The sequence below is a fragment of the Streptomyces sp. NPDC047981 genome, assembly GCF_040653315.1.
In the GTDB taxonomy this organism is placed as follows: domain Bacteria; phylum Actinomycetota; class Actinomycetes; order Streptomycetales; family Streptomycetaceae; genus Streptomyces.
The window spans coordinates 1-16,350 of record NZ_JBEZNQ010000009.1 but is presented as its reverse complement, the minus strand read 5'-3'; the positions used below and the strand labels follow the sequence as shown (position 1 = coordinate 16,350).

Below are 16,350 nucleotides of genomic sequence, written 5' to 3'. Positions count from 1 at the left end.
AGGAAAGGGAGCCACACCCGCCCCTGGCCGCAGGACGAACGGAGATCCCGTGTCGAGTACGCAAGACGCGATCGCTTCCGCGGAGGCGCACAGCGCGCACAACTACCACCCCCTGCCCGTCGTCGTCGCCACGGCCGACGGGGCCTGGATGACCGATGTCGAGGGGCGCCGCTATCTCGACATGCTCGCCGGGTACTCGGCGCTCAACTTCGGGCACGGCCACCGTCGGCTGATCGACGCGGCGCGGGCGCAGCTGGAGCGGGTGACGCTCACGTCGAGGGCGTTCCACCACGACCGCTTCGCGGAGTTCTGCACCCGGCTCGCGGAGCTGTGCGGCAAGGACATGGTCCTGCCGATGAACACGGGCGCGGAGGCGATCGAGACGGCGGTGAAGACCGCCAGGAAGTGGGGGTACGAGGTCAAGGGCGTGCCGGACGGGCACGCGAAGATCGTGGTCGCGGCGAACAACTTCCACGGCCGGACGACGACGATCGTCAGCTTCTCCACGGACCACGAGGCCCGCGACCACTACGGCCCGTACACGCCGGGCTTCGAGATCGTGCCGTACGGCGATCTGACGGCGATGGAGGCGGCGGTGACCGCCCACACGGTGGCGGTGCTGATCGAGCCGATCCAGGGCGAGGCGGGGGTGCTCGTCCCGCCGGCCGGATACCTGCGCGGGGTCCGGGAGTTGACCCGGGAGCGGAACGTGCTGTTCATCGCGGACGAGATCCAGTCGGGCCTCGGCCGGACCGGGCGGACGTTCGCGTGCGAGCACGAGGGTGTGGTGCCGGACGTGTACGTCCTCGGCAAGGCGCTGGGCGGCGGGGTCGTCCCGGTCTCGGCGGTGGTCGCCGACCGGGACGTGCTCGGGGTGTTCCGGCCGGGCGAGCACGGGTCGACGTTCGGCGGGAACCCGCTGGCGTGCGCGGTGGCCCTGGAGGTGATCGCGATGCTGCGGACGGGCGAGTACCAGCAGCGGGCGGCGGAGCTGGGCGAGCATCTGCACGCGGAGCTGGGCCTGCTCGTGGGCGGCGGCGCGGTCGAGGCGGTGCGGGGCCGCGGCCTCTGGGCGGGCGTGGACATCGCGCCGTCCCGCGGCACGGGCCGGGAGATCTCGGAGAAGCTGATGGAGCGGGGTGTCCTGGTGAAGGACACGCACGGCTCGACGATCCGGATCGCCCCGCCGCTGGTGATCAGCAAGGAGGACCTGGACTGGGGCCTGGAGCAACTGCGGGCGGTACTCGCGGGCTGACCGGCCGGACGCAGGGCGCCGGGCGCCGGGCGCCGGTGAACGGCCTCACCGGCCTGGGCCGGTGGACCGGGCGGGTCCGGTTCTTGGGGCGGGGGCGGGGCAACTCGGGGCATTGACAGCACAGTTGGTCTAGGCCAATGATGCCGCCATGCCGAGACCTCGCCCCCGCCGCGCGCTGCGCGGCGCACTCGCCGTGCTCGTCCCGCTCGCGCTGCTCGGCGCGTTCGCGGGCCCCGCGCAGGCCGCCCCGACGGCGGCCTGGCCCGCGCCCGTCCCCGTCGTGTCCCATGTCGAGACCACCGACCCGGTCGTCTTCATCACCATCGACGACGGCTGGTTCCACGACCCCGCCGCCGCCAAGATCCTCATCGACCGCCGGGTGCCCGCCTCGCTGTTCCTGCTCCCGGGCGCCTACTCGTACGACTCCGGCTACTTCCACACGCTCCTCGACCACGGCCGCTCCCGGGTCGAGAACCACACCGTCAACCACCCGGACATGACCGGGCTCGACGCGGCAGGCCAGAAGGCGGAGGTCTGCGGCGCGCGGGACCAGCACCTTGCCGAGTTCGGCGACGGCCCCCGGCTGCTCCGCCCGCCCTACGGCACGTACGACGAGACCACCCGCACCACCGCCCGCGCCTGCGGCGCGAAGGCCCTGGTGACCTGGACGTACGACCTGACCACCTGGGGCCAGTGGACCCCGCCGACGCCCACCCTCAAGGCCGGCGACATCATCCTGCTGCACTTCAACGAGACGCTGGAACAGGATCTGACCCGCGCCCTGGCCGCCGCGGAGGCGGCCGGCCTGAAGCCCGCGCCGCTCAGGGAGTACGTACCGGAGTAACAGCCCTCAGCAGGACTCAGAGGATGACGTGCGGCAGGAAGCGGGCGTACTCGTCCGTTATCAGGCCCGCCGACTCCCGGATGCCGAGCCCCGCCGCCTCGTCCTCGACGACCCACGCGCCGAGCACCACCCGGTTGCCGTCGAAGTCCGGCAGCGGGGCCAACTCCTGGTAGCAGCAGGGCTCGTCGCGCGCGACGGGCGCCGAGCCCGGCTCGTGGACGGTGACGCCCGCGCCCTCGCGGCCCAGGAGCGGCTTGGTGACATAGCCGCCGCGCTCGGCGAGTTCGCGCGGGCCGTCGAGGTAGGCGGGCAGCAGGTTCGGGTGGCCCGGGTACAGCTCCCAGAGGATCGCCAGCAGCGCCTTGTTGGAGAGCAGCATCTTCCACGCGGGCTCGATCCAGCAGGTCGTGCCCGTACCGCCGCCGTTGTCGAGCGTGTCCAGGACGTACGGACCGAAGCGGTCCGTGGCCAGCCACTCCCATGGATAGAGCTTGAAGCAGCTGCGGATGAACCGCAGCCGGTCGTCGACGAACCGGCCCGAGAGCCGGTCCCAGCCGATCTGCTCGACCGACAGGGCCTCCGTGTCCAGCCCGGCCTGCTGGGCGGTCTCGCGCAGATACGCGACCGTCATCAGGTCCTCGCCGAGCTCGTCCCCCTCGGAGTGGACGAAGTGCACCGGGCTGCCCGGCGGCAGCAGCGGGGCCTGGCGCTTCCAGGCGTCAACGAGCCGCTCGTGCAGCGAGTTCCACTGGTCGGCTCCGGGGAAACGATCCTCCATCCAGAACCACTGCGGACTCGCGGCCTCGACCAGCGAGGTCGGCGTGTCGGCGTTGTACTCCAGCATCTTGGCCGGGCCCGTACCGTCGTAGCGCAGGTCGAAGCGGCCGTAGAGCGAGGGCAGTTCGGCGCGGCGGCGCCAGGACTCGGCGACGAGGGAGGCGAGCCGCGGGTCGGTCAGGCCGAGATCGGCGAACCGGTCATGCTCGACGATGTGGGCGGCCGCCGCCAGGCACATCGCGTGCAGTTCCTCGACGACCTCCTCGAGCGCCTCGACCTCGGGCAGGGTGAAGGAGTAGTACGCGCTCTCGTCCCAGTACGGACGCAGAGAGCCGTCGGGGTAGCGGGTCAGGGGGTAGACGAGCCCCTGCTCCTCCACCGTCTGCTGCCACCCCGGCCGGGGTTCGATCGTGTGCCGCCGCATGCCCTGTCGTCCGCCCGCTCAGCCGCCGCTGGAACCGGAGCAGCCGAAGCCTCCGGTGTCGACGGCCTTCTTGTCGAAGCTGCCGCCGCTGACCCTGTTGTCGCTGACGCTGCCGCCGTAGTAGTACGAGCCGCGGGCCGTGCCGCTGCCACTGCTTCCGCTGCCGCTCTCGCACTCGTAGCTCGGGAGCTTCTCGCGCGTCAGCGGGTCGACACACCGCTTGTCGGGCTCGGATCCGCAGGAGGTGATCGTCGCCGCGAGCACTCCCATACCGCCGAGCACGACCGTGCTCGACCTCAGCCTGCGCATGAATCTGCCTCCCCATCCCGTGGTCGCGACCGCACAGTTTAAGCCGCTGTTCGAGCGGCCCCGCACTAGAGTCCTTTCGTGCTCTTTGGGATGATCTGCGCGCTGGCCTCGTCGGTCTGCTTCGGTACGGCCTCGGTTCTGCAGGCGCTCGGCGCCCGGGCGGCGACGCCGGGGACGGGCGGCGGAGTCGATGTCGCCCTGTTCCTGCGCGCGGTACGGCAGTGGCGCTATCTCGCCGGTCTCTCGCTGGACGGCATCGGCTTCGGCCTCCAGATCGTCGCGCTGCTCTCGCTCCCCATCTACACGGTGGGGGCGGCGCTCGCCGCGAGCCTGGCGGTGACCGCGGTGGTCGCCTCGTGGCTGCTGAACGCCCGGCTGAGCCGTGTGGAGTGGGGCGCGGTGGCGGTCGTCTGCGGGGGTCTGGCGATGCTGGCCGTCTCCTCGGGGACGGAGGGCGACGAGACCGGTTCGGACGCGCTGCGGTGGGCGATGCTGGCGACGGCCTTCGGCGTGCTCGGGATCGGCGTCCTCGCGGGGCGTCTGCCGGAGGGGCCGCGGGCGCTCGCGCTCGGCCTGGGAGCGGGGTTCGGTTTCGGGGTGGTGGAGGTGGCGGTCCGGCTGATCGACGGGATCGACCTGACCAACCCCGCGTTCTACGCGCTCCTCGTCGGCGGCGGAGCCGCGTTCCTGCTGCTGACCTCGGCGCTGCAACGGGGTTCGGTGACGACGGCGACGGCGGGCGCGGTCCTCGGCGAGACGATCGGCCCCGCGCTGGTCGGGGTGGTGTGGCTGGGCGACCGGACGCGGGAGGGCCTGGCGTGGCTGGCGATCCTCGGCTTCACGATCGCGGTCGCGGGCGCGCTGGTCCTGGCGCGGTTCGGCGAGGCGCCGGTACAGGACGACGACGAGGACGAGGACGCCCGTACGGAGAGCCCGGCGCCCTGATCTCCGGCCGGCCCCGGCTGCTCCCTGCGGGCGGTACGGACGCGTCGCCGTCACGCCGTCACGCCGTCACGTCGTCACGCCGTCACGCCGTCACGTCGTCGGCAGGACGCGGCACAGGGCCGCGAGGGCGCCCGACCAGGCGCTGTCCGGGGGCGTGGCGTAGCCGACCACCAGGCCGTCCTGCGCCGGGGCGGTGTCCGGGTGGCGGAAGTGGCTGAGGCCGCGGACCGCGAGCCCCTGCCACGCGGCGGAGCGCAGGGCCTCCGGCTCCTGGCCCGCCGGGAGTTCCAGGACCGCGTGGAGGCCGGCCGCGATGCCGCTCACCCGGGTCCGCGGCGCGTGCGCGGCCACCGCCGCCACCAGTTCGTCGCGCCGCCGCCGGTAGCGCAGCCGCATCGCCCGCACGTGCCGGTCGTACGCCCCCGACGCGAGGAACTCCGCGAACGTCAACTGGTCGAGCGCGCTGCCCGACCAGTCCATGTGCCCCTTCGCCTCCACCACCTCGCCCACGAGGCTCTCGGGCACCACCATCCACCCCAACCGCAGTCCGGGCGCGAGGGACTTGCTGGAGGTGCCCAGGTACACCACCCGCTCCGGGTCGAGGCCCTGGAGCGCGCCGACCGGCTGGCGGTCGTAGCGGAACTCCCCGTCGTAGTCGTCCTCCAGGACGAGCCCGCCCGAGGACCGCGCCCAGTCGATCGCCGCGACCCGCCGGTCGGGGTGGAGGGCGCCGCCGAGCGGGAACTGGTGGGCGGCCGTCATCAGCACCGCGCCGACCCCCTTCATGCCGGGCAGCCCCTCGGTCCTCGTGCCCAGGTCGTCGTACGGCAGGGCGGGCAGCCGCAGCCCCGACCGGGTCAGCAGCCGCCAGTGCTCGTCGAGCCCGTACGCCTCGACCGCCACCTCCCGCACCCTCCGGGCCCTCAGCACCTGCCCCATGAGCGAGAGCCCGTGCACGAACCCCGCGCAGAGCACGATCCGTTCCGGCCGCGCGTACACGCCCCGGGCCCGCGCGAGGTACTCGGCGAGCACCGTGCGCAGCTCGATCCGGCCGCGCGGATCGCCGTAGCCGAACGCGTCGTGGGGCGCCGCCGTCAGCGCCCGCCGGGAGGCCTTGAGCCATTCGGCGCGCGGGAAGGACGCGAGGTCGGGCATGCCCGGCTTCAGGTCGTACGTCGGTGTGGTGCGGCCCGTGCGGCTCCGAGCCCCGGCCCGCGCGCCGCCCGAGCCGGCCGGACCAACCGGCCCGCCCGGACCACCCGAACCGGTCCGCCGACGTGGCACCGACCGCTGCGCGACCCGCGTCCCGGAGCCCTGGCGGGCGGTCAGCCAGCCCTCGGCGACCAGCTCGGCGTAGGCGTCCGCGACCGTGTTACGGGCGATCCCGAGGTCGGCGGCGAGCGTGCGGGAGGACGGCAGACGTACGCCCGCGGCCAGGCGCCCGCCGCGCACCGCCTCCCGCAGCGCGTCCATCAGCGCGGCTCGCAGGCCCGTGCGCGCCCCCGCGCCGCGCAGGTCCAGGTGAAGGTCGGCGCCAAAAGTGGCCCACTCATCTGCCATGGAAATGGACCATACTCCTGCGCCACCCCGCTCGTACGGTGAGAAGCATGACGACGACGACCACCACCCCGACCGTGAAGCCCGAGTACGCCGCCGAGCACGCTCCCCGCCTCAACTTCGGCGAGCGTGTGCCCGAGTTCTACCGGGCCATGCGGCGGCTCGACCAGGCCGCGGCCGAGCACCTCGACTCCACCCTCTACCACCTGATCAAGATCAGGGCCTCGCAGGTCAACCACTGCGCGTTCTGCATCGACATGCACACCAAGGACGCTCTCGCCGAGGGCGAGTCCGTGGAGCGGATCGTCCAGCTCAGCGCCTGGGCCGAGTCGCGGCACTTCTACACGGAGCGCGAGCTCGCCGCGCTCGAACTGACCGAGGCGGTCACCGTCGTCACCGACGGATTCGTCCCGGACGAGGTGTACGCGCGGGCCGCCGCCCAGTTCGACGAGACGGAACTGGCGCGGGTCATCGCCGCCATCACCGTCATCAACGCCTGGAACCGCATCGCCCTCACCACCCGCATGACGCCCGGCCACTACACGCCCGGCCAGTACAAGAAGTAGGGCCGCCGACGACCGGACGACGACAACGCACCGCCCCCGGCCGAAGTGTCGGCCGGGGGCGGTGCGTACGGGGGAAGCGGGCTCTCAGGTTCAGATGAGGCCGAGCGCGCGGACCGCGTCGCGCTCCTCCGCGAGCTCCTGCACCGAGGCGTCGATGCGGGCGCGGGAGAACGCGTTGATGTCCAGGCCCTGGACGATCTCGTACTTGCCGTCCTTGCAGGTGACGGGGAAGGAGGAGATGAGGCCCTCGGCGACGCCGTAGGAGCCGTCCGACGGGATGCCCATGGAGGTCCAGTCGCCCTCGGCGGTGCCGTTGACCCAGGTGTGGACGTGGTCGATGGCGGCGTTGGCGGCGGAGGCGGCCGAGGACGCGCCACGGGCGTCGATGATCGCGGCGCCGCGCTTGGCGACGGTCGGGATGAAGGTGTCGGCCAGCCACGCCTCGTCGGCGACGACCTCGGCGGCGTTCTTGCCGGCGATCTCCGCGTGGAAGATGTCCGGGTACTGGGTCGCCGAGTGGTTGCCCCAGATGGTGAGGCGCTTGATGTCCTCGACCGAGGCGCCGGTCTTGGCGGCCAGCTGCGACAGCGCGCGGTTGTGGTCGAGGCGGGTCATCGCGGTGAAGCGCTCGGCCGGGACGTCCGGGGCGGCGGCCTGGGCGATCAGGGCGTTGGTGTTGGCCGGGTTGCCGACGACCAGGACCTTGATGTCGTCCGCGGCGTGGTCGTTGATGGCCTTGCCCTGGGGCTTGAAGATGCCGCCGTTGGCCTGGAGCAGGTCACCGCGCTCCATGCCCTTCGTGCGCGGGCGCGCGCCGACGAGCAGCGCCACGTTCGCACCCTCGAAGCCCTGGTTCGGGTCGTCGAAGATGTCGATGCCCTTGAGCAGCGGGAAGGCGCAGTCGTTGAGCTCCATGGCGGTGCCCTCGGCGGCCTTGACGCCCTGCGGGATCTCGAGGAGGCGCAGCTTGACCGGCACGTCCGCGCCGAGCAGGTGGCCGGAGGCGATGCGGAACAGCAGCGCGTAGCCGATCTGGCCGGCCGCGCCGGTCACGGTGACATTCACGGGAGTGCGGGTCATGGCGATCTCCGTAAGACAGCTGGCGGGTGGGGCCCTGCCCCGGGTGCTGGACAGCTCTTCTTGATCGATCGGTGTCTCGACGTGAAGAGATTTTCCAGCGGTCAGGCTATCCGACCCGGGACGGGTCGAACCCCCACCCCCTTGTGGTCCGGCTCACTGCCACCCGACTGGGGTCAGCGCCCTCCCGTACAGACGCGGGTGCCGTTCACGGGCGTCGCGCACGCCCGCGCGTCCGTCCCGTCCGTCGTCGCAACCATCGGGCTGTACGCGTCCGGATCGGCGCCCACGGTCACGTCCTGGCCGCCTCCGGCGGCGGTGACGTGCAGGGTGTCGCCGGGCGCCGCCCCCGTGACGCGCGCCCAGGCGGCGCCGCAGGTCCTGCTGAACCGCACCTCGATCTGCCCGGCGAAGCCGACCGGGGCGCGGGAGACGGTGGTGGCGAACGTGCCTCCGCAGCCCATGGCTTCGGGGTCCTGTCCGGTGCATCCGGCGCCCGCGCATTTCACTCCGGAGGGGAGGGGCGACGTGCCGGGACCCGCCCCGGAGGCCCCGGGAGAGGCGGGGGACGTGCCGGGCGTGCGCGTGGCCGCGGAGCCCCGGTCGCCGCCGCCGGGGCCCTCTCCGCCGCTGCCGTCTCCGCCGCCGAGATCGGCGAGCAGGACGGCGGCGATGACGACGAGGAGAGCGCCGAGGACGCCGGTGAGGAGCAGGAGCACACGAAGGGCGGCGGCTGGGCGGCGGGGCGGTTCGGAGGGCGGGACCGGGACGGGGCCCGAGACCGGGACGGGACCCGGGACCGGGACGGGACCCGAGACCGGGACGCGACCCGGGACCGGGACGGGGCTCGGGACCGGGACGGGGCCCGGGGCCTCCTGCGCTCGGGTGGGTCCGGTGCTCTCCGGGTCGGCGGTGGTGCTGTGGCTGCTGCTGACGCTCGTCTCCGTCGAGGCGTTCACGCCGGGGGCGAGGCCACCGGCGCCTCCCGGGCCCTGCTCGGAGCCCTTCCAGGCGCGCTCGGCCCGCTCGCGTTCCGCGGTGAGCCGTCCGGGATCGGTGCCGGTCACCTCGGCGAGCGCGAGGACGGCGCCCTTCGGCGCGAGGAGGCGACCGTCGAGGTACCGCTCCCAGGCGGTCCGGCTGTAGCCGGTGCGGTCGGCGACGGCGGCGACGCTCAGTCCGCTGCGGTCGACGAGGCGCCGTAACCGGTCGGCGAACTCGCGCACGCGCGGGTCGAGTTCGTCAGGCAGCGCCTGCCAACGAGGCATGTGCGGTCCCCCTCGCGTCCTCGCGACCCCCAGCAGGATCCCTCCCGCCCAGGATGGCAGTTTCCGGGGGAGCGCGGGAGTACGGAACGCGCTGGTACACGGGAGTGACGGAGTGGCGGAATGGTCACTTCCGTGCCACAACGAACGGGCGGACCTTGCACCCCATTGGCACGTACATGACTCTCACTGTGGAGCGGCGCCCGCCCTCCCACGGGGGAGAGGGCGGGCGCCGGTCCTAAGTGATCGTCAGATGGAGGATGTCCTCCAGGAACGGGATCTTCAGCCACGGATCCGGCTGCACCATGAGCGCCAGCAGCACGATGAGCCCGCCCATCACGCCGTACGTGACCATGTCCGTGAAGCGTGACCGTACGGCGAGCATGCCGACCGACGGCAGCGTGCGCCGCAGACACGCGCCCACGAGCAGCGCGAGACCGACGAGCATCGTGCCGACGCGGAACGACTGCGCGAAGAGGTCCGTACCGACGATCAGGAGCCCCAGCGCCGCGAGCCCGAGCACCGTCAGCAGCGGCCACTGACGCGCGGGGGCCGGCGCGTCCCCGGCGGCGGCCCGCCCGCCGCCTTCGGGGCGCGCGGTGTCGGTCGTGAGCGACGGGGGCCGCCGCGTACGCCCGGCCGGCGCGGGGGCGCCCGTACCGGAGCCGGGGCCGGAGCCCGTACCGGCCGGCAGGACACCCTCGTCACCGTTGACGCCCTCGCCGCTGTCGGCGCCGTCGACACCCTCGGCACCGTCCGCGCCGCTGACGCCGCCGTTCACGCCCTCGGTGCCCGTGGGCGCGCCCGCGTCAGCCGCGCCTCCCTCGGCCCGCTCGGCCCCCATGGCCCGCTCGGCCCGCTCGGAAGCCCCGGACGTCCCGGAACCCTCCGCGTCCTCCGCGCCCGGTGCGTCGCCGCCCACGACCTTCGACGTCATCGTCAGAGCGCCGCGGCCGCGCGCTCGGCGGCCTCGACGACGTTGACGAGCAGCTGCGCGCGGGTCATCGGGCCCACACCGCCGGGGTTCGGGGAGATCCAGCCCGCGACCTCGGTCACCCCCGGGTGCACGTCGCCGACGATCTTGCCCTCGCCGTCGCGCGAGACGCCGACGTCCAGGACGGCCGCGCCCGGCTTCACGTCCTCGGGCTTGATCAGGTGCGGCACGCCCGCGGCGGCGACGACGATGTCCGCCCGCCGCAGGTGCGCGGACAGGTCACGCGTACCGGTGTGGCACTGCGTCACCGTCGCGTTCTCCGAGCGCCGCGTGAGCAGCAGCGGCATCGGGCGGCCGATGGTGACACCGCGCCCGACGACCACGACCTCCGCGCCGTTGATCTCCACGCCGTGGTTGCGCAGCAGCGTGATGATGCCGTTGGGGGTGCACGGCAGCGGCGCGGGCTCGTTCAGGACGAGCCGGCCCAGGTTCGTCGGGTGCAGGCCGTCGGCGTCCTTGGCCGGGTCCATCAGCTCCAGGACGCGGTTCTCGTCGATCCCCTTGGGCAGCGGGAGCTGGACGATGTACCCGGTGCACGCGGGGTCCGCGTTGAGTTCCCGGACGACCGCCTCGATCTCCTCCTGCGTGGCGGTCGCCGGCAGCTCGCGCTGGATGGAGGCGATACCGACCTGCGCGCAGTCGCGGTGCTTGCCGGCGACGTACTTCTGGCTGCCCGGGTCGTCGCCGACCAGGATCGTGCCGAGGCCGGGCGTGACGCCCCGCTCCTTCAGGGCCGCCACGCGGACGGCCAGTTCGGTCTTGATCGCGGCTGCGGTGGCCTTGCCATCGAGAATCTGGGCGCTCATGGGCCCATCCTCCCGGATGACCCACCGCTAGTTCCAATTCGCCTGCACGGGGACCGCGCGGAGGCGGAGGGAACCGTTCGCGAAAGGTTGCACTCGCACAAAGCCCCGACTACCGACTGGACAAAAAGTCGACGGTACGACGACGATAACGGCGAACTGCCGCGGGCAGTGCCGGGGGGCGAACCGCTCATATGCCGTAGAAGATCCTCCGTCGCGGGCCGCGTCGTCCCCGCACAGACCAACGGAGGAATCCCGCGATGAGCTTCGGCGAACCGAACAACCCTTACGGCCAGCCGCAGGGGCAGCAGCCGGGCTACGGCTACCCCCAGCAGCAGGGCCAGCAGCCCGGCTACGGCTACCCGCAGGCTCCCCCGATCCAGCAGCCGTACGGCGCGGGCGGTTACCCGGGCGCGGTCATGGAGATGCCGGGCGGTGTGAAGTCGGCCCGCGTGATCCTCTGGATCATCGCCAGCCTCAACGTGATCGGCGCGCTCGCCATCATCGCCATGTCGTTCGCGATCGAGGGCGAGCTCGAGCGGTCCGGCGCCTCGTCGGCCGACGCCGAGATGTTCGCGGACCTGGGCCAGGGCGTGCTGATCGGTCTCGGCATCTTCTCGGCGATCATCGGCGTTCTCGGCATGGTGCTCGCCGCCAAGTTCAAGACGGGCGCCGGCGGCGTTCGCGTCTGCACCATCGTCTACGCCTCGTTCATGGTGCTGTTCAGCATCTTCTCGCTGCCCGCCGGCATCATCAGCCTCGTGCTCGGCATCCTGATCATCGTCTTCGTGGCGAAGGCCGACGGCGCGGCCTGGTTCAACCGTCCGCGCCAGCAGTACTGATCACCGGCCCAGGCCACAGCGAAGGGGCCCGGTTCCGTTCTCGGAACCGGGCCCCTTCGGCGTGCACGGGCGCGCACGCCTCTCAGCTCCGCTTGAGCACCACGAACTGTCCCGCCCGCGCCGACACCTCGTACCGCGCCTCCGGATGCAGCTGGGACGCCAGCTGCACGGGGTCCGTGACCGGCTGGGACCAGCCGGAGGAGATGTCCAGGGCGAGGTAGTCGGGGCTGACGCCCTTCGCCCCGCCGACCCAGTAGACCTTGCGGTCGGCGGTGAGGTGCGCCATGAGCGGCACGTTCGTCTCGACGCTCGCCCCCGTCGGCACCGCGTCCACCGCCTGCCGGGCCTCCAGCGTCCGGGCGTCCGTGCGGTACGTCTCCGAGCGCAGCAGCTCCCGCAGCGGCAGGTCGAGGGCGAGCACGATCGCGACGGCCGTGGCGACGGGGACGGCGACCCGTCCGTACGCCACGAGCCAGGCGCGCGGCGAGGTGCGGACCGCGCGGACCGCGTCGACCAGGGCGAGGAAGACGATCGGCATCAGGATGGCGCTGTAGTGCCAGATCATCCCCCAGTGGTTCGGGTCCTGGGAGAGGAAGCGCCAGCCGAGTGTCGGCAGGACGAGCAGCAGCAGCGGGGAGCGCAGCGCCAGGAAGCCGGTGATGCCGACGAGGAAGAAGACCATCTCCCACTTCACGTCGGAGCCCAGCGCGTTGAGCAGGACCTGGGTGAAGGGGACGTCCGCGCCCTCGCTGGACTTCTCGATCTTGGCCCAGTAGTCGTACTGGCCGACCCGGCTCGCCGCCGGGATCAGGACCAGGACCGTGAGGGCGAAGAACGCGGCGCCGAAGGCGGCCAGGGCCGCGCCGAGCCGCTTCTGCCCCTTGAGGAAGAGGACGGCACCGACCATGGCGACGGTGAGCCCCATGTCCTCCTTGACCAGGACCAGGGGCGCCGACCAGGCGACGGCGGCGGTCCAGCGGCCGAGGAGCAGGGCGCGGCAGGTCAGGGCGAGCAGCGGGACGGCGAAGGCGATCTCGTGGAAGTCGGACTTGACGGCTTCCTGGAGGCCCCAGGAGAGCCCGTAGGCGACCGTGAGCCCGAGACCGGCCGCGCGGCTGCCGAGCACCTGGTGGGCGGTGCGGCCGACGACCACGGCCGAGGCGGCGAAGAGCGCGGCCTGCGCGAAGAGCAGGGCGAGCGGCGAGGACCAGATCCAGTACAGGGGCGCGAGGAGCGCCGTCACGGGACTGAAGTGGTCCCCGAGTATGAGGAAGCCGGGGCCCTTGATGTCGACGATCGGGGCCCGGAACTCGGCGTAGGCCCGGACGGACTGGTTGAAGATCCCGAGGTCCCAGGAAGGCGTGCGGAAGTGCGCGTACTGGACCCAGGAGTAGACGAAGTAGAGCGCGCAGAGAACGCCTGCCAGCAGGGCGTACGGGAGCAGGGGCGCGGCGGCGAGGTCCCGCCCTGCCGCCTCGGAGCCGGTCGAACCGGCGGGTCCGTCGGGACCGGCAGGTCCGTCGGCCCGACCGGCGCGCTCGGTCTCCGGGGCGGCGGCCTGGGCCGGCACCCCGTTCTGTACTTCCAACATCGCGCCCCCACCTAGAGCCGCCGACAAAAGAGCAACCCATTAGACCAGAGCGACGGAGGCAGGGCCGGGGCCCGCTGGTCGCACCAGCGGGCCCCGGGGTGTCTCGTCCGCCTGCCCGGCGTCAGTGGAAGAAGTGGCGCGTGCCCGTGAGGTACATCGTCACGCCCGCCTTCTTCGCGGCCTCGATCACCTGCTCGTCGCGGACCGAGCCGCCCGGCTGAACGACCGCCTTGATGCCGGCCGCCGTGAGGATCTCGAGCCCGTCCGGGAACGGGAAGAAGGCGTCCGAGGCCGCGTACGCGCCGCGCGCCCGCTCCTCGCCGGCGCGCTCGACCGCGAGCTTCGCCGAGTCGACGCGGTTGACCTGGCCCATGCCGACGCCGACCGAGGCGCCGTCCTTCGCGAGCAGGATCGCGTTGGACTTCACGGCACGGCAGGCCTTCCACGCGAAGGCCAGCTCGGCGAGCTCGTCCGCCGAGAGCGCCTCGCCCGTCGCGAGGGTCCACTTCGCCGGGTTGTCGCCCTCGGCCTGGAAGAGGTCCAGGTGCTGGACGACCACGCCGCCGGAGATGGGCTTGATGTCGTCGATCATGGCGGCCGGGTAGCCCTCGACCTTCAGGACCCGGATGTTCTTCTTCCGCGCCAGGACCTCGACCGCGCCGTCCTCGAAGTCCGGGGCCGCGATGACCTCGGTGAAGATCTCCGCGACCTGCTCGGCCATCTCGACGGAGACGGGCCGGTTGACGGCGATGACGCCGCCGAACGCGGACAGCGGGTCGCACGCGTGCGCCTTGCGGTGCGCCTCCGCGACGTCCGCGCCGATCGCGATGCCGCACGGGTTGGCGTGCTTGATGATCGCGACGCAGGGCGCGTCGTGCTCGAAGGCGGCGCGACGGGCGGCCTCGGTGTCCACGTAGTTGTTGAAGGACATCTCCTTGCCGTGCAGCTGCTCGGCGTTGGCGAGGCCGCCGCGCAGACCGTCGGTGTAGAGCGCCGCGCTCTGGTGCGGGTTCTCGCCGTAGCGCAGGGAGGACTTGCGCTCCCAGGTCTTGCCGAGGAACTCCGGCAGCTCGGCCTCCTCGTCGGCCGCGTAGCTGTCGGTGAACCAGGAGGCGACCGCCACGTCGTACGCGGCGGTGTGCTGGAAGGCCTCGGCCGCGAGGCGCTTGCGGGCGGTCAGGTCGAAGCCGCCCTCCTTGGCCGCCGCGAGGACGTCGGCGTACCGCTCCGGGGCGGTGACCACGGCCACGGACGGGTGGTTCTTGGCGGCGGCGCGGACCATCGACGGGCCGCCGATGTCGATCTGCTCGACGCACTCGTCCGGGGTGGCGCCGGAGGCGACGGTCTGCTTGAACGGGTACAGGTTCACGACGACCAGGTCGAAGGGCTCCACGCCCAGCTCGGCGAGCTGGTTGCGGTGGTCCTCCAGGCGCAGGTCGGCGAGGATGCCGGCGTGCACGCGCGGGTGCAGGGTCTTGACCCGGCCGTCCAGGCACTCGGGGAAGCCGGTGAGCTCCTCGACCTTGGTGACCGGGACGCCGGCCGCGGCGATCTTCGAGGCGGTGGAGCCGGTGGAGACGAGGGCGACACCCGCCTCGTGCAGGCCGCGGGCCAGCTCCTCAAGGCCGGTCTTGTCGTAGACGCTGACGAGTGCGCGGCGGATGGGGCGCTTCGTACCTTCGGCGGTCACGGGATTGTTACCTTTCGTCCCTCAATGCGGTAGCCGTGCCGGGCCAGACGCCCCACGACCTCGACGAGCAGCGAGCGCTCGACTTCCTTGATGCGCTCATGGAGCGCGGCTTCATCGTCCTCGTCCCGGACCTCGACCACGCCCTGGGCGATGATCGGGCCGGTGTCGACGCCGTCGTCGACGAAGTGGACGGTGCATCCGGTGACCTTCGCGCCGTACGCGAGTGCGTCCCGCACTCCATGGGCACCGGGAAAACTGGGGAGCAGCGCCGGGTGGGTGTTGACGACCCGGCCGCCGAAGCGGGCGAGGAACTCCTTGCCGACGATCTTCATGAAACCGGCCGAGACGACGAGGTCGGGCTCGTACGCGGCGGTGGCCTCGGTCAGGGCGCGGTCCCAGGCCTCGCGGCTGTCATGGTCCTTCACCCGGCACACGAAGGTGGGCAGTCCGGCGCGCTCGGCCCGCTCCAGACCGGCGATGTTGTCGCGGTCGGCGCCGACGGCGACGATCTCGGCGCCGTAGCCCTCGGGGTCGGCGGCGATCGCGTCGAGCAGGGCCTGGAGGTTGGTGCCGGAGCCGGAGACCAGGACGACGAGGCGGGCGGCGGCCACTGGGTCACTCTTTCCGTGGTGTTTGTACGGTCGCACGAACGAATCGTGCCTCCGGATACGGGGAACCCTACGAAGGGCCCGACCGTCAGCAACGATACCGGCACACCGGACAGCCCCCACGGGACGGGGGCGTGGCCGGGGGGTAGCGTCGGGTTCACGACACGTGAGCCCGTAACAGAGCCCGCAGTTGAACCTGGCGCCGAACCGATGGTTCGGCCCGTAGCCGAGACGGCAGTTGAGACAGCAGTTGCGACGACAGAGGGAAGACGTTCAGCAGATGCCGGAACGCCAGTCCACGGACGACAACAACCCGTTCGCGCCGCCGCCCGAGGGGCAGCCGGACCAGCCGTGGCAGCCGCGGCGGCCGGAGGGCTCGGGCGACGACGCGTCGTCCGGGCCGACCGGGCCGACCGGGCCCGCCGACGGCTCCGGCCGCTCCGGAGGCCGCTGGAGCAGCCGCCAGCCCGGCCGCTCCTCCGACGGTTTCGGCCGCCGCCCGGAGCGCTCCTCGGGGCCCGACGGGCAGGGCCAGGGGCCGGGACCCAAGTGGGACCCGACGGATCCGATGCAGCGGCGGGCGCGCTACTCCCTGCTCGCGGGCATGTGGGGCTTCTTCTTCGCCCTCTTCGAGATCCCGGAACTGGCGCTGCTCCTGGGTGCCCTCGGTCTGTACTGGGCGATCAGCGCGCTGCGCGCCAAGCCGAAGGCGCAGACCCCGGGACAGGGGCAGGGTCAGGGGCAGGTGCAGGCGCCGGCCGCCGGACCGGCGCAGGGCCAGGGCGCGACGGCCGAGCAGGCGC

At 72.6% G+C, this 16,350-nt stretch carries 15 protein-coding genes and 1 pseudogene; 6 read left to right on the top strand and 10 right to left on the bottom strand.

Features of this window, described 5'->3' with window-relative positions:
- The first annotated feature begins 49 nt into the window (after positions 1-49).
- Positions 50-1,255 (top strand): ornithine--oxo-acid transaminase, encoded by a 1,206-nt coding sequence (gene rocD / locus AB0E14_RS07835; protein WP_362413613.1) that lies wholly within the window; start codon positions 50-52, stop codon positions 1,253-1,255.
- Positions 1,256-1,403: 148 nt separating this feature from the next.
- On the top strand, positions 1,404-2,099 hold the full coding sequence (locus AB0E14_RS07830) for a polysaccharide deacetylase family protein (protein ID WP_362413611.1): 696 nt from the start codon (positions 1,404-1,406) through the stop codon (positions 2,097-2,099).
- Positions 2,100-2,115: 16 nt separating this feature from the next.
- On the opposite strand, the gene AB0E14_RS07825 is transcribed toward AB0E14_RS07830, so the two are convergent.
- A complete protein-coding gene (locus tag AB0E14_RS07825) occupies positions 2,116-3,300 on the bottom strand; it encodes a glutathionylspermidine synthase family protein (RefSeq protein WP_362413609.1) in 1,185 nt (394 codons plus the stop codon).
- A gap of 18 nt (positions 3,301-3,318) precedes the next feature.
- Positions 3,319-3,609, bottom strand: coding sequence for a hypothetical protein (locus AB0E14_RS07820; RefSeq protein WP_362413607.1), 291 nt, complete (start codon positions 3,607-3,609; stop codon positions 3,319-3,321).
- Between the two features lie 90 nt (positions 3,610-3,699).
- Here AB0E14_RS07820 and AB0E14_RS07815 point away from each other — a divergent pair, with 90 nt between their 5' ends.
- Positions 3,700-4,554 (top strand): hypothetical protein, encoded by an 855-nt coding sequence (locus AB0E14_RS07815; RefSeq protein WP_362413864.1) that lies wholly within the window; start codon positions 3,700-3,702, stop codon positions 4,552-4,554.
- 90 nt (positions 4,555-4,644) lie between these two features.
- Here AB0E14_RS07815 and AB0E14_RS07810 read toward each other — a convergent pair whose 3' ends face one another.
- Positions 4,645-6,114 (bottom strand): PLP-dependent aminotransferase family protein, encoded by a 1,470-nt coding sequence (locus AB0E14_RS07810; protein ID WP_362413605.1) that lies wholly within the window; start codon positions 6,112-6,114, stop codon positions 4,645-4,647.
- A 47-nt stretch (positions 6,115-6,161) separates the two neighbouring features.
- On the opposite strand from AB0E14_RS07810, the gene AB0E14_RS07805 reads away from it, so the two are divergent.
- The gene (locus tag AB0E14_RS07805; RefSeq protein WP_362413603.1) at positions 6,162-6,677 is read left to right on the top strand and encodes a carboxymuconolactone decarboxylase family protein; all 516 of its coding nucleotides are present in this window, start codon (positions 6,162-6,164) and stop codon (positions 6,675-6,677) included.
- A 90-nt stretch (positions 6,678-6,767) separates the two neighbouring features.
- Here AB0E14_RS07805 and AB0E14_RS07800 read toward each other — a convergent pair whose 3' ends face one another.
- The 4 genes from AB0E14_RS07800 to AB0E14_RS07785 form a co-directional block, all read right to left on the bottom strand.
- The gene (locus tag AB0E14_RS07800; RefSeq protein WP_362413601.1) at positions 6,768-7,757 is read right to left on the bottom strand and encodes a malate dehydrogenase; all 990 of its coding nucleotides are present in this window, start codon (positions 7,755-7,757) and stop codon (positions 6,768-6,770) included.
- 173 nt (positions 7,758-7,930) lie between these two features.
- Positions 7,931-9,022, bottom strand: a complete 1,092-nt coding sequence (locus tag AB0E14_RS07795; protein ID WP_362413599.1) for a DUF2690 domain-containing protein — start codon at positions 9,020-9,022, stop codon at positions 7,931-7,933.
- 235 nt (positions 9,023-9,257) lie between these two features.
- Positions 9,258-9,956, bottom strand: a complete 699-nt coding sequence (locus tag AB0E14_RS07790) for a DUF3017 domain-containing protein (RefSeq protein WP_362413597.1) — start codon at positions 9,954-9,956, stop codon at positions 9,258-9,260.
- 2 nt (positions 9,957-9,958) lie between these two features.
- Positions 9,959-10,819 (bottom strand): bifunctional methylenetetrahydrofolate dehydrogenase/methenyltetrahydrofolate cyclohydrolase, encoded by an 861-nt coding sequence (locus tag AB0E14_RS07785; protein ID WP_362413595.1) that lies wholly within the window; start codon positions 10,817-10,819, stop codon positions 9,959-9,961.
- A gap of 257 nt (positions 10,820-11,076) precedes the next feature.
- Here AB0E14_RS07785 and AB0E14_RS07780 point away from each other — a divergent pair, with 257 nt between their 5' ends.
- Positions 11,077-11,658, top strand: a complete 582-nt coding sequence (locus tag AB0E14_RS07780) for a hypothetical protein (RefSeq protein ID WP_362413593.1) — start codon at positions 11,077-11,079, stop codon at positions 11,656-11,658.
- A gap of 82 nt (positions 11,659-11,740) precedes the next feature.
- On the opposite strand, the gene AB0E14_RS07775 is transcribed toward AB0E14_RS07780, so the two are convergent.
- From AB0E14_RS07775 to purN, 3 genes are all read right to left on the bottom strand, one after another.
- On the bottom strand, positions 11,741-13,249 hold the full coding sequence (locus AB0E14_RS07775; RefSeq protein ID WP_362413591.1) for a DUF2079 domain-containing protein: 1,509 nt from the start codon (positions 13,247-13,249) through the stop codon (positions 11,741-11,743).
- Between the two features lie 121 nt (positions 13,250-13,370).
- Positions 13,371-14,939 carry a bifunctional phosphoribosylaminoimidazolecarboxamide formyltransferase/IMP cyclohydrolase gene (purH, locus tag AB0E14_RS07770; RefSeq protein ID WP_362413589.1) on the bottom strand — a complete coding sequence of 523 codons (1,569 nt, stop codon included), beginning with the start codon at positions 14,937-14,939 and terminating at the stop codon, positions 13,371-13,373.
- On the bottom strand, positions 14,936-15,550 hold the full coding sequence (gene purN / locus AB0E14_RS07765) for a phosphoribosylglycinamide formyltransferase (RefSeq protein ID WP_362413587.1): 615 nt from the start codon (positions 15,548-15,550) through the stop codon (positions 14,936-14,938). Before purN ends, purH begins: the two co-directional genes overlap by 4 nt.
- Before the next feature lie 277 nt (positions 15,551-15,827).
- On the opposite strand from purN, the pseudogene AB0E14_RS07760 reads away from it, so the two are divergent.
- Positions 15,828-16,350: pseudogene (locus tag AB0E14_RS07760) on the top strand (hypothetical protein); the annotation flags it as partial.

Bases quoted from the DNA above. Each gene is read 5' to 3' on its own strand.
- AB0E14_RS07830 (WP_362413611.1), top strand. From the start codon at position 1,404: ATGCCGAGACCTCGCCCCCGCCGCGCGCTGCGCGGCGCACTCGCCGTG.
- AB0E14_RS07825 (WP_362413609.1), bottom strand. From the start codon at position 3,300: ATGCGGCGGCACACGATCGAACCCCGGCCGGGGTGGCAGCAGACGGTG.
- AB0E14_RS07820 (WP_362413607.1), bottom strand. From the start codon at position 3,609: ATGCGCAGGCTGAGGTCGAGCACGGTCGTGCTCGGCGGTATGGGAGTG.
- AB0E14_RS07815 (WP_362413864.1), top strand. From the start codon at position 3,700: ATGATCTGCGCGCTGGCCTCGTCGGTCTGCTTCGGTACGGCCTCGGTT.
- AB0E14_RS07810 (WP_362413605.1), bottom strand. From the start codon at position 6,114: ATGGCAGATGAGTGGGCCACTTTTGGCGCCGACCTTCACCTGGACCTG.
- AB0E14_RS07805 (WP_362413603.1), top strand. From the start codon at position 6,162: ATGACGACGACGACCACCACCCCGACCGTGAAGCCCGAGTACGCCGCC.
- AB0E14_RS07800 (WP_362413601.1), bottom strand. From the start codon at position 7,757: ATGACCCGCACTCCCGTGAATGTCACCGTGACCGGCGCGGCCGGCCAG.
- AB0E14_RS07795 (WP_362413599.1), bottom strand. From the start codon at position 9,022: ATGCCTCGTTGGCAGGCGCTGCCTGACGAACTCGACCCGCGCGTGCGC.
- AB0E14_RS07790 (WP_362413597.1), bottom strand. From the start codon at position 9,956: ATGACGTCGAAGGTCGTGGGCGGCGACGCACCGGGCGCGGAGGACGCG.
- AB0E14_RS07785 (WP_362413595.1), bottom strand. From the start codon at position 10,819: ATGAGCGCCCAGATTCTCGATGGCAAGGCCACCGCAGCCGCGATCAAG.
- AB0E14_RS07780 (WP_362413593.1), top strand. From the start codon at position 11,077: ATGAGCTTCGGCGAACCGAACAACCCTTACGGCCAGCCGCAGGGGCAG.
- AB0E14_RS07775 (WP_362413591.1), bottom strand. From the start codon at position 13,249: ATGTTGGAAGTACAGAACGGGGTGCCGGCCCAGGCCGCCGCCCCGGAG.